This is a genomic window from Ahrensia kielensis DSM 5890 (assembly GCF_000374465.1).
Classification (GTDB): Bacteria; Pseudomonadota; Alphaproteobacteria; order Rhizobiales; family Rhizobiaceae; genus Ahrensia; species Ahrensia kielensis.
The window spans coordinates 32,416-44,827 of sequence record NZ_KB894530.1 but is presented as its reverse complement, the minus strand read 5'-3'; the positions used below and the strand labels follow the sequence as shown (position 1 = coordinate 44,827).

The window sequence follows — 12,412 nt, the reverse complement described above, 5'->3', positions numbered from 1 at the left end:
AGCAACTGAATTCAAAGATTAGATAATCTTACGCCGCCTTAACAGCATAGCGCGCCGTTGGCCGCACGCAGAACGGCACTTGTTCGCGTTTATAGTCACCAAACAACATACGTGCTTCAGAAGCCTTAAAGTTGAAAACCGGATAACGCGCGAACAAATCTTCGCGCTGATTAACGGAGCCCCCCAGCAAAACGGCATCCACATTCATGCCCGGCGGATTGTAGGGCCCTGCCAAAAGTGTGGACTTGAAAATGCGAAGGTAAAAAGCACGGTGTTCTTTTTTAACGGCGGACAAACAGTAATTTGAGTTAAAATATGCCGTTGCGATAATTGGCAAGCGAAGTGTCAGGATGGGCAGGCCCGGAATAAGCTTGGTGAACTGCGTTTCAATGGCCAGCCTACTCGGATCAATGAATGTCATGCCTTGGTCAAGCAAAGGGTTCAACACATCCCCAAAAATATAAGTTGCTGGTGTATTACGCTTTGTTGCTGTCAACTTCGAAACGCGAATTGTGGATACAAGCTCGTGTTGAAAATACACACCAAAGACAAATGATTCAGGATCATAATCAAGATCCTCAATAACGCTCTCGCCAAACTTGCGTTCATAAATATCACGCGCATCAAAGGCACGTTGCCGCAAGCGTCCAATCGCTTCAAAGTCTTCCGGTGTGACAGCCCGCCTGTATTCCAGCAAATCCAAACTATCGAACATATCTTTCGATAGCTGTGTTGCTGGGTCCAGTACACCAATCTTCGAAGGAGTTAATCCAGTCAACGCTACAATCCTCTGTATTCGCTGAATGTAAAAATCTCAGCTAAGAAAGTAAACGTAGTATTAATTTAACCTATAATTAAGGTTAATAAATGCGTAGACTGTGTGGATAAGAATAGCGCGCTATTAATCAGCACGAAAAGAACAATGAATTACTTTAAAGAAAACAACGACATATCAGCACTAAGCTGATGCATATTCCTGTGACTTGGCTGTTGGGAGTCTTCCCATTTTTGCCAAAGTGAGAATACCGCTTGATGGCAAACCTGGTCCGTAGACATAGCCCTGAATTCGGTCGACTTTACCTTCACTAATGACCAGCGCAAGCTGCTCTTCGGTCTCAACACCCTCAACAGTAACATCAAGGCCAAGCGTACGGCAAAGTTCCGTTACACCATGCAGAAGGGCGATTGGGGTCTCCCCCGTATCAATGCCGACAACAAATGAGCGGTCAATCTTGACTTTATGCAGCGGCAAACGGTGCAAATAACTCAAAGATGAATGGCCTGTGCCAAAATCATCCAAGGCAATACGCACACCCAAATCACGAATCGCACGCAATTTACCGATCATTTCGCGTTCATTGGAAATAACGGCCGTCTCCGTGATTTCAATTTCCAACCGATGCGCCGGTAGCTTTGAAGCAGACAGAGCATGCTTAATGACAGATACAATTTCCCCAGTTCTAAAATCAACGGGTGAAAGGTTTACAGAGACAGAGACGTTGTCGGGCCACTTGGCACATTCCATTGTGGCTTTGCGCAACATTTGCCCACTAATTTGAGTAACAATACCCATCTCTTCAGCAAGCGGGATATATTCTGCCGGAGAAACATTGCCATATTCATCATCATGCCAACGCGACAAAGCTTCACAAGAAACAAGACGTCCAGAATGCGCGTCCACAAGTGGTTGATATACAATACTCAGGCTGTCAGCTTGAACAGCCTTGGCAAGATGGTTCTTAATACGTTGCCGACGCTGATACTCGTCGTCCATGATTTTTTCAAATTCACGCCACGTACCTTTGCCATCATCTTTTGCAGCATAAAGTGCCAAATCTGCACGCACAATCGCATCATCATGATTATATTCATTGGCCTTCATCGTTACATAGCCAATGCTGCAGCTCACATATACCTGCTCAGATTTCAAATCATGGATCCGGCACAAGTCACGGTTAAGAGCAGCAACGGTCATATCCATGTGCTGAGGTTCTTTGACACCGCATATAAAAAACAAAAATTCATCGCCGCCTAAACGGCAAGCTAAATGCTTATAGCTATTGCTTTTCAACGATAACAGCGAGGCGATACTACGCAATAATGCATCGCCTTGCGCATGGCCAACAGCATCATTTACATGTTTAAAATCATCAACGTCCACGACCAATAGTGCGCAATATTCATCAGGTTTCGCAGCAGCTGCAATATCTGCGATCATAGTCTCAAAATACTGACGATTAGGAAGATTTGTCAGGCTATCATACTGCGCCATACGCTCAATTTTTCGTGCCGACTGAACGCGATCACTAATGTCTTCAAAAGTAAGAACCGTGCCACCGTCAGACCGCTCGCTTACTGCTAGCTCCAAATAACGACCATCATCGAGTAAAACCTGTCGCCTGTCAGCAACACGCCCAAGCAGCGCGTTAAACGCAATATCCAAATTTTTAATATTACGTTCAGCCAGACCATCAAAACGCCGAGCAAAACGCATCAGCACAGAAAAATGTCGCCCGACGATATCGAGGTGATCTGGAAAATCGAAAAGCTTACGCGCCTGCTCATTGGCAATTAATATTCGATTGTTATCATCAAACATCATGAGGCCGTGCGCCATATTCTTAAGTGCTACATCAAAGCGTCGACCAATCTCAATTTTGTCCGCATTTCCTTCAACAGCGCTAACAACTGTACCTCGCACCGCTTTGACCATGCTTAAAACAAGTACAATGTACGGAAGGCAAAGAAGCGCCAACAGGATGTGCAACAAGCTACCATCAACCATAAAGCCCAAAATTATAGGACCAAAAAGACCAAATAGCATGAAGCTTGCGAGCTTCATTGACCCATACAAACGCCCAACGATTGTAGGAACTGGTGCAAACAGCAAACAGTAAACAGCTCCAATCGAAACACCGCCTTCAGCTGCTTGAAATCCAAAATAGCAAAAAAGCCCAATATTAATCGCTGTCAGAGTGCCAGGAACGACATATTTGTGTTCCCATTGCCGCGTCATGGCAAGCTGCACACTGATGGGCCGTGATTTCACCTCATCATAGGCAACCTGATACAATTGCCCCAAACGCGCGCGCCACAAGGCAAAGCCAATAGCACCAACAATAAAGATGCTAAAATAATAGACGCCGGTTGTAAGTAAAAAGAAAAATATAGTCGTAGCTTGAAGCAAGCCACCCACAAGAAGACCCCGTGTATCGCCAAACAACGAATTCACGAACTCTACATAGGCCTCATCTTCAATACGCTGGCTTTTCGCCTGAACTAAAATATTTCTCATAACAACCTCAGTACCCACACTAACATTGAGGTCTTAAAATTATATGTATGGTTTAGACTAAAAAAGTTTAGCTTTAATTAAGCGTGACTGAGTAGGCGCACAGTCAACTTTTCAGGTTTCGCGAGCCACAAAAATTGATTTAAAATCAGATATATATCGAGATTATACCGTTAGCTGATTAAGCTATAGCCACCATCAACAGTCAAAGTCGTTCCGGTCATATATCTTGACGCGTCACTCGCAAGTAAAAGGCAAGCTCCATCCAAATCAGAAGCCTCCCCTAATCTTGCCATTGGAACACGTGCTTTAAGCACCTGTCCGAGCCCTTTATTAAAATATTCATCGGTCATTGCCGATGGAAACCATCCAGGCGACAAATTATTGACGCGCACGCCTGAACGCGCCCATTCAATAGCCATAGACTTCGTCAACTGGCTAAGCGCTGCTTTTGAAGCCGAATAAGCAGCAAGCCCTGTCATGGATGAATCAGACATCACAGATGTGATATTAATAATTGAGCCCGCGACTTTATTTTTGCGCATCTGGGCTGATGCGCGTGTCGCAATATTTGTTGCCGCATAGACATTGAGATCGAAAATTTTCTGCAATTCATGCGTTGCTATTTTATCGAGGCGCTGGACCTGCGATATGCCTGCATTGTTCACAACAACATCAACATTGCCATGAACATCACTCACATGCGCAAATAGCTTTTCAACAGCACTCGCATCGGTAACATCACCAATAAAATGTTCGAAACTATCAGCATATGTACTGACATCCCATCGCGGCTCTTCGCGCGATATGCCTATAATTTTCGCGCCATGTGAAAGGTAAAGTTGCGCAATATGCGCACCCAATCCCCTCGAAACACCGGTCACAAGGCAAACCTTGCCTTTTATCGAAAACAGCTCTTTGCTCATAGGCTATAGACAGCATCGCTATAAATAACGTCAAGCCGCAATGAATATTTGGATTAAATACACACCGATTTTCAACACTTGCCGCAGAAAACACAGGCTGGTCAAAAATATTGACCACCGAATTGAATCTCGTTCTTTATGATGATAGCAAAACTGTACGCTTTGAAATAACACATGATAAGCATTGGCATTTATGGGATAAAAGCCAGTCATTAGGCGCAAGGGGAGGAATATGACGGCACTTTTAAGGCTCTCATCAGCAATCGATGCAGTGACAGCATTCATCGGTAGATCGGTATCATGGCTAATTCTCGTCGCGGTACTGGTAAGCGCTGGAAATGCGATCATACGAAAATTATTTGATGCATCTTCGAATGCTTGGCTAGAACTTCAATGGTACTTATATGGCGCCGTGTTTCTTTTGGCCGCTGCCTACACATTGCAACGCAATGAACATGTACGCATCGACATAGCGACATCTGGCCTATCCAAAAAGACCAGAGATTGGATCGACCTGCTCGGACATATCTTCTTCCTTCTACCTTTCTGTTTCTTGATGGTCTACTTAGGCTGGCCCTTCTTTTGGAACGCCTTTCAAAATGGCGAAACATCGCTAAACGCTGGAGGCCTAACCATATGGCCCGCAAAACTGCTGATTTTGGTTAGTTTCATACTTTTGACCGCGCAAGGGTTCTCAGAAATCATCAAGCGTTGGGCAGTCATCAAGGGCCTGATTGAAGACCCAACAATTCCAAAAGATTTACCGCCAGTCGTCCAGGAACTCGAAGCAGTTTCAGGCTTATCAAATCGGGTGGAAAAATAATGATTCAACTTATCGCCCACAACCTAGCGCCAATCATGTTTATATCTGTGATGGCCATGCTTCTCATTGGCTATCCGGTCGCTTTTACCCTTGCAGCTGGCGGCTTGATCTTTTTCTTTATCGGCGTCGAGCTTTCACAATATTCCAGTGAAATTCGCCTCTTTTACCCGCTGATACAGTCGCTGGCGAACCGCACATTTGATATCATGCGTAATGATACATTGCTCGCCATTCCATTCTTTACATTCATGGGGCTTATTCTCGAACGGTCCCGAATGGCAGAAGATCTACTCGATACGATTGGTCAGCTGTTCGGCCCGTTACGCGGCGGATTAGCGATTGCCGTGATTATCGTTGGCGGACTTCTTGGCGCGACGACAGGGGTTGTTGCTGCATCCGTGATTGCAATGGGACTTATCTCTTTGCCCATCATGATGCGTTATGGATATGATCGCTCTGTTGCAAGCGGCACAATTGCCGCCTCAGGCACTTTGGCGCAAATTGTGCCGCCATCACTCGTCCTCATCGTCATGTCTGACCAACTGGGGCGCTCTGTGGGTGACATGTATGTTGCAGCGCTCTATCCAGCGCTCATGATTATGGGAATGTACTGCTTGTACATTTTCTTACTCACGATCATTAGTCCTAAAAAAGTGCCTGCCTTACCCATTGAAGCACGCACGCTCGGCGGCGGCGTTACATCGCTGCTTGTTATGATCGCCTTGGCGGTCGGCCTTCATTACGCACTTTACAACTTTGTCTTCGCCGATCTTCGGTATGAGACACGTTTTGTCTGGTCTGCTACGATCGCGACTTTAACCGCGCTTGGCGTTTCATTGCTCAATCGTCACTTGAAACTCGGCATCATTTCACGGCTTGCCGAACAAGTTATTATTGTTCTGATACCGCCGCTCGCACTAATCTTCTTGGTGCTAGGTACAATCTTCCTTGGTATTGCAACACCAACCGAAGGCGGCGCGATGGGCGCAACTGGTGCCTTGATACTGGCAATGTTCAAACGTCGCCTTGGCATCAAAACACTCAAAGAAGCGCTTGATTCAACGACCAAACTGACAGCATTTGTCATGTTTATCTTGATTGGCGCACGCGTGTTCGGCCTGACATTTTATGGTATTAATGGCCATATTTGGATTGAGGAGCTTCTTCTAGCGCTACCTGGCGGCGAAACTGGTTTCCTTTTCGTCGTTACAGTGATCGTCTTTGTATTGGGATGTTTCCTCGACTTCTTTGAAATTGCTTTCATCGTGGTCCCACTATTGGTTGGTCCGGCAGAATCGCTCGGCATTGACCTAATTTGGCTCGGCATCATCCTTGGCATCAACTTGCAAACATCGTTCCTGACACCGCCATTTGGCTTTGCCCTGTTTTACCTGCGATCAATTTCGCCGACACAGGATTGGGATGATGAGGTTACTGGTGAGCGCATTGCAGGCATCAAGACAACACAAATATACAAAGGTGTTTTGCCTTATATCGTGATCCAATTTATCGCGATCATGGTTGTGATTTTCTACCCGCGTCTTGTAACCCACTACAAAGATGATGAAGTAAAATACAACATTGAAGATGTTCAAATTAATCTGCCAGGTATGGGCAGTGGATTGCCAGGACTTGGCGGCAACGGAATGCCCGGCTTGAGCCTGCCCGCCCAAACAGGCGGTAATGGCGGCGGATTAAGTTTGCCAGGTGGCCTTAATCTTAACGGCAGCCCTCCTTCTGGCTTGCCGGGCCAAACCAATAATACGGAGCCGGCACAGAGCGGCGGCTCCACTGGCAATAATGGTCAGCTTGGTTTGCCGGGGCAATTAAACCTCAATAGCCAACCGCTTAATCTTGGCAACGAACCACCAAAAGTAAATTAAAGCAGATGAGTTGATTTTAGAACGCCGGGCATATTGTCCGGCGTTTTTTGTTAGCCGCAGAATATTGATATTATAGTTCGACGTTACAATTTCTCCCGACTACGGCCAGAAAATTGGGAGGCAGAAATACGCGATTCTAAAAAAGCCTTACGCGATATTATAATTCACACGCGCCAAATAGTGGTGACAATCGCGCATTCCGCGAAAAAAATTTTAAGCTTTTCAATTACGCGCCGCTCGTCACTTTTGCAGGTGTAACCGCGCCACTGAGCACAGGCGTAGAACACGTCATAGCACCTCACCATATAAAATCTCGCGTTAAAGTTGCACCTGATATCAGCTTTCAATTTCTATAGTAATTTCAATTATTTGTACAAAGTATAAATTCGAGAGAATTTCAAGTTGAGCCAATATCAATCATGATAAATGGCATCCGGATTCTGCTAACGCAGGCACATTAAATTCCAAATAATTTAAAACTGCACCCCCTCGCGTCATATGCAGCTTTTAATAAAAATGAAATTAAATCCCAAAACAGAGCTTTTTAAATTAAAAAAAGCGCAGTGTATTTTCAAACCACAACTTATTGGTGCAAACATAAGGAGAGAATATTATGGGACTTTTAAGCAATGCGAATGGTATCCTAGGGAACCTCGCTGAGGACACTGCTGAGATCGTTGATAACGACGTTCTTGGCGAGAACGGCCTTGTGATTAGCGCAGCTCAAAGGGCAGCTGAACTTGCTGAGCAACTTGATGGTGATGATGAGGTTGTTGAAGAAGTTGGGCTTCTCGGAATGGTGGCCGATCTTCCCAGAATTGCCGACATCGTAGACGAGATAATCTAAAATTCGATCTGATTAAGACTGAGAACCCATGTGCGCAGGTGACCAGAGTGCTGCTTGCGCATATGGAGCTAACCTCAAAAAGCCAAATTACCAGCATCAAGCTGTATATGCTGGACCAATCCCTACCCTTCTTGAGCAATGCTTAGCTTCATAGAAGCACATGAAATTAGCCCTAAAAGCAGCAAGGATAGTTCAGTGAAGATCGAAGCCAACGATTCCCCCATCTCAATAAGAATGATCGCACCACAGCTGCTGCTCATGGCTTTTTTTTCCTTATTTATAAATGTGCTCTACTTAAGCTCCCCATTATACTTAATTCAAATATACAACAGAGTGCTTGTCGGCGGGAACGAAACCACACTCATATTACTTTCTTTCATTCTGTTTTTAGCAGTAAGTGTTATGTTTGTTCTGGACTTTATCAGGGCAAAAATGCTGGTTCGATGTTCAATCGCTATTGATAGAAAACTTTCCGGCCGTATTTTTAAATCAACCGCAGAACGGTCTTGGAGCAAGGGAGTATCTTTGGGTACGCGCGCCCTACGCGATTTTGATGAATTTCGAAATTTCATAACCGGATCAGGCGCTTACTTTGCTTTCGATGCTCCATGGGCTCCATTATATCTGATCATATTATACATGATTAATCCCATTTTGGGCTATATCGGCACCTTTGGCTTTGTCCTTTTGGGCTGCCTTGCATTCCTCAATGAATTCATAACGAGGGTCCCTCTGAACAAAGGACAAGAGGAGACAAAACGATCTTTTATTGTCGCAAATAATGTCATGCACAACTCGGATGTCGTTCGCGCAATGGGAATGCTCACCCCCATAGAACACCACTGGCAAGAAAGGCGCGCACAGATGCTTTTCTCCCAAGCTATAGCAAGTGACCGCAGCGCTGTGATGACTGCAGGGGTTCGCTCGTCAAGGCTCTTGCTGCAATCCATGATGCTTGGCGTCGGTGCTTGGCTTGCCCTAGAGCAGGTAATTATGCCCGCGACAATTTTTGCCTCGTCGATCATCATGACTAGAGCGCTCGCTCCCATAGAACGTATGGTTGCAACTTGGCGCCAAGCCCGCTCGGCGCTCGCAAGTTATAAACGCATAAAATCGATGCTGGACGCCCCTTCAATTGAGGCATCTAAGCGCGTTGGAAATTCAAACAATGCTGTATTGGAAGGCAAAGACGTTTCCTATTCAGCACCTACAAAAACCAAACCCCTCTTTGAAAATATCTCGTTCAAGGTCGGCGAAGGCGAAGTCTTGGGAATTGCTGGCCCCAGCGGCTCAGGCAAAAGCTCCCTGTTAAAAATGGTTATCGGCACGCGGCAACCAACGAACGGATCGCTACAATTTGGCGGACTGGCCATCCAAGATTGGGATGCAGCTGAGTTGGGCCGCATGACGGGATATTTGCCGCAAAACACCGGATTATTTAACGGCACTATTCGAGAAAACATAGCCAGATTTGGCACATCTTCGATGGATGAGATCATAGAAGCTGCCGAAATGGCAGGCATTCACAAAGCTATATTGGACCTTCCAGATCAATATGAAACCATTATTGGCATGGGCGGTGAAAAATTATCTGGAGGCGAAATGCAACAATTAGCATTGGCGCGCGCACTTCTTTGCAAGCCAAAATTATTGGTACTTGATGAGCCCAGCTTAAAGCTTGATGAGGCAGGAAAATTATTCCTTCGCAACGCTCTGATCTCGATGAAGAAGAACGGATCAATCATTGTCTTAGTCACACAAATGGCGGAGCTTATCGAGTTTTCCGATAAAATTATTACGCTGCACAACGAAAAATCAACGGTCGACCATCAGCTCAGCGCGCTCCAAAATCCGCCTGAAAAGCGAATAGTGGCGCTACAATGAGTGAACTATATAGCAAGAAATTAGACAAATATCGCAACCCACTTGAACCAGCGATCACCAGCATATCAGCCTTTTTGCTTTTCATCGCAGTCTTGGTAGTTTGGGGCAATATCGCGCCACTGTCCACCGCTGCAATTGCTCAGGGCAACCTTCAAGTTAAAACCCAAAGACAATCAATTCAGCATCCTTACGGCGGTATTATTGCACGGGTACTCGTATCTGAAGGCGATAGAGTTGCGCGCGATCAGCCCGTGATTGAGTTGAACCGTACTGAGGTACAAGCAAAGCGAGATATTGCGACGGCAGAAGTCGTCACCCTGTTGGCACGCCAAGCAAGATTGACCTGCGAACGCGATGACCGAAAACCCGATTGTTTGTTGTCCTATGACAGATCAAAGTGGCCTTATGCTGAACTTGAACAAGCGATTTCCAATGAACATGCAGTCATGGTTGCACAGCGCCAACAATATGATGCACAGATTGCGCTCCTAAAATCTCAAACCATGCAAAACATAGAGAAGATTGTCGGCCTAAGAGCGCAATCGAAAGGCTTATCCGAACAAAGCCGCATCCTTGAGGAAGAGCTTCAAGGCGCTCGTAAATTATATTTGAAAGGATATACGCCCAAAACGCGGATATTGGCGCTAGAACGCACAGCTGCAAGCTTGCTAACCGAAACGGAAGTCAAAAACTCTGAGATTACTAAAACCGAGCAAGCCGTTGATGAAACAAGACTTGCGATCTCGCAAATGCAATCTCAACGTATGAGCGACATTGTGGATGAGCTGCGCATCACACAAACCGCACTTACCAAGGCCCTACCCGCACTCGTATTGGCAGATGATGCTCTTGATCGCACAATTATCAAAGCGCCGGCGAGTGGATCGATTGTCGGTCTTTCAGTGTTCACTGTTGGCGGCGTCGTACAAAGCGGCGAAAGACTGATGGATATCGTACCGGACGATAATCCAATCATCGTTGAGGGCCGCCTACGGCTTTCTGACGTGACCACAGTTCAGAGCGGCGCGATTGCTGATATCGTATTGACGGGTGTGCCGCGTGGCAAACGCCCTTCTTTAAGTGGTAAAATTATCAGCATATCGGCTGACAAACTCACCGATACGAAATCGGGTGCCAGTTTTTTCTCAATACGCGTTGAAGTTGACCCCGAAGATATTCAAAGCGCTGGAATACAGCTCCAACCGGGAATGCCAGCGGAAGTGATTATTTCCAATGGAACAAGAACACTTGTGGGCTATCTGTTTGAGCCGATGCTTGACGAAATCACACATGCATTTCGCGAGCAATAAGCAAATGGCTTGATCTTAAAGCCCTAGCATTTTGTCCGACACACTTGTCAGACGCAAAAATATTCATTCAATATTGCACTATACCATGCGCAACCCCATCTGACGTCTACCAACAACTGGGAGACATATATGTTCGACGCTAAAAAGCTTTTAAATGACCTTTTAAATTCACCTGTACCAGGCAGCAATGACAATGCCACAGTGCGCGATAAAGCCTCTCAAGTTGGCCAATTAGCCAAAGACAATCCGCTTGCCACCGGCGCACTCGCTGCCGTGTTGCTGGGTACTGGGGCTGGACGCTCCATTACAGGATCAGCTTTGAAAATCGGCGGCGTTGCAGCCGTTGCAGGCCTCGCATACAAAGCCTATCAAAATTATCAAAACGGCCAAAAGCCTGAAGCGACAAGCGATGAGCAAGTTGTTTTGGCGCCGCCTAAAGATAGCGATTTTGCAACAGAATCCGCACCACAAGGGGCTGATGAATTCACCCTATCGCTGGTTAAAGCGATGATTGCAGCAGCACGCGCCGATGGTCATATTGATGACGAAGAACGAGGCCGTATTGCTGACAAACTGTCCATGGGCGGTTATGATGAAGATGCACAGAGCTTTATCCGCGCCGAACTTTCCAAGCCCGTTGACCTCGATATGATTGTTGCTTCGGCTAAGACAGAAGCACAGCGCATTGAATTATACACAGCTTCACGCCTTGCGATTGACCCAACATCGCGTGCTGAACGCGGCTATTTAGATATGCTTGCTGGCCGTCTATCCTTGCCAGATCAGCTCGTCGATCACATCGAAGCGACAATCAAACAGGCAACAGCATAGTTGGTTCAAAGACCGCATATGATTAATGAAAGTTAACCGTTAACTATTTATTAGGAAATTTGCGACATTATGGAACTAGAGATTACACGGGCTTGAGGTCTCCTCCCAACTTGGGTCCGCGCACTCGGGCGATCTACATCAGGTCGCCCGTTTTTTTATGCGCCTAATCTCTATCTCCCACTCAAACGCGCAACACGCCGCTGCCACAACACAATCAATGGTGTAATGATCAGCTCCATAACCAACGCTAATTGATGGGGCATCGTGCCAAAACCGGTCAGCAGGCCTTCATATAAACGCGCCAGCCCGCCAATAAATACGATCACACCAAGGATTAAAAACCGATCCTTGTGCTTTTCGACATTAGGAACAGAAATCGCGAAGATCAGCCCAATGGCGAGCAAAAGGCCTGATAAATAGCCCACATGGCTTATCAGATCGACCGAATAGCTGCGCGCGCCAAAAGTCCAAGGACCGATTATAATGCCAGCCAACCCTGCCCCAATCGGCACGATAGAGGCGATGAGCACGGCAATTTGTAAAACGCGTTTTTCTAACATCGCAGGTCTTTCATAATCGAGCCATCTTCATTGAGATCGGCATTGAAACCATGACA

Annotated in this window: 11 protein-coding genes; 6 read left to right on the top strand and 5 right to left on the bottom strand. The window is 46.1% G+C overall.

Annotated elements, in window-relative coordinates; genetic code table 11:
• Positions 1-28 precede the first annotated feature (28 nt).
• The 3 genes from C504_RS0109555 to C504_RS0109545 all read right to left on the bottom strand — a co-directional run bounded on the left by C504_RS0109555 (position 29) and on the right by C504_RS0109545 (position 4,218).
• On the bottom strand, positions 29-778 hold the full coding sequence (locus tag C504_RS0109555; protein ID WP_018689108.1) for an N-acyl amino acid synthase FeeM domain-containing protein: 750 nt from the start codon (positions 776-778) through the stop codon (positions 29-31).
• Positions 779-958: 180 nt separating this feature from the next.
• Positions 959-3,295 (bottom strand): putative bifunctional diguanylate cyclase/phosphodiesterase, encoded by a 2,337-nt coding sequence (locus C504_RS0109550; protein WP_018689107.1) that lies wholly within the window; start codon positions 3,293-3,295, stop codon positions 959-961.
• Between the two features lie 170 nt (positions 3,296-3,465).
• A complete protein-coding gene (locus C504_RS0109545) occupies positions 3,466-4,218 on the bottom strand; it encodes an SDR family NAD(P)-dependent oxidoreductase (RefSeq protein ID WP_018689106.1) in 753 nt (250 codons plus the stop codon).
• A 232-nt stretch (positions 4,219-4,450) separates the two neighbouring features.
• Here C504_RS0109545 and C504_RS0109540 point away from each other — a divergent pair, with 232 nt between their 5' ends.
• From C504_RS0109540 to C504_RS0109530, 3 genes are all read left to right on the top strand, one after another.
• Positions 4,451-5,041 carry a TRAP transporter small permease subunit gene (locus C504_RS0109540; protein WP_018689105.1) on the top strand — a complete coding sequence of 197 codons (591 nt, stop codon included), beginning with the start codon at positions 4,451-4,453 and terminating at the stop codon, positions 5,039-5,041.
• On the top strand, positions 5,041-6,924 hold the full coding sequence (locus C504_RS0109535; protein ID WP_018689104.1) for a TRAP transporter large permease: 1,884 nt from the start codon (positions 5,041-5,043) through the stop codon (positions 6,922-6,924). Before C504_RS0109540 ends, C504_RS0109535 begins: the two co-directional genes overlap by 1 nt.
• A 613-nt stretch (positions 6,925-7,537) precedes the next feature.
• Positions 7,538-7,771 carry a hypothetical protein gene (locus tag C504_RS0109530; protein WP_018689103.1) on the top strand — a complete coding sequence of 78 codons (234 nt, stop codon included), beginning with the start codon at positions 7,538-7,540 and terminating at the stop codon, positions 7,769-7,771.
• A gap of 122 nt (positions 7,772-7,893) precedes the next feature.
• Here the strand turns inward: C504_RS0109530 and C504_RS18840 are convergent, their stop codons facing one another.
• On the bottom strand, positions 7,894-8,031 hold the full coding sequence (locus tag C504_RS18840; protein WP_169385104.1) for a hypothetical protein: 138 nt from the start codon (positions 8,029-8,031) through the stop codon (positions 7,894-7,896).
• Between C504_RS18840 and C504_RS0109525 the strand changes: the two genes are divergently transcribed.
• The 3 genes from C504_RS0109525 (at position 8,006) to C504_RS0109515 (ending at position 11,796) form a co-directional block, all read left to right on the top strand.
• Positions 8,006-9,655 (top strand): type I secretion system permease/ATPase, encoded by a 1,650-nt coding sequence (locus tag C504_RS0109525; RefSeq protein ID WP_018689102.1) that lies wholly within the window; start codon positions 8,006-8,008, stop codon positions 9,653-9,655. The two genes, C504_RS18840 and C504_RS0109525, sit on opposite strands and share 26 nt — an antisense overlap.
• Complete coding sequence (locus C504_RS0109520; protein WP_018689101.1) at positions 9,652-10,965, top strand: HlyD family type I secretion periplasmic adaptor subunit; 1,314 nt, start codon at positions 9,652-9,654, stop codon at positions 10,963-10,965. Before C504_RS0109525 ends, C504_RS0109520 begins: the two co-directional genes overlap by 4 nt.
• Positions 10,966-11,094: 129 nt before the next feature.
• Positions 11,095-11,796: a tellurite resistance TerB family protein gene (locus C504_RS0109515; RefSeq protein WP_018689100.1), complete on the top strand. Its 702-nt coding sequence runs from the start codon at positions 11,095-11,097 to the stop codon at positions 11,794-11,796.
• A gap of 170 nt (positions 11,797-11,966) precedes the next feature.
• Here C504_RS0109515 and C504_RS0109510 read toward each other — a convergent pair whose 3' ends face one another.
• Complete coding sequence (locus C504_RS0109510; protein WP_018689099.1) at positions 11,967-12,356, bottom strand: DUF4345 domain-containing protein; 390 nt, start codon at positions 12,354-12,356, stop codon at positions 11,967-11,969.
• Positions 12,357-12,412 lie beyond the last annotated feature (56 nt).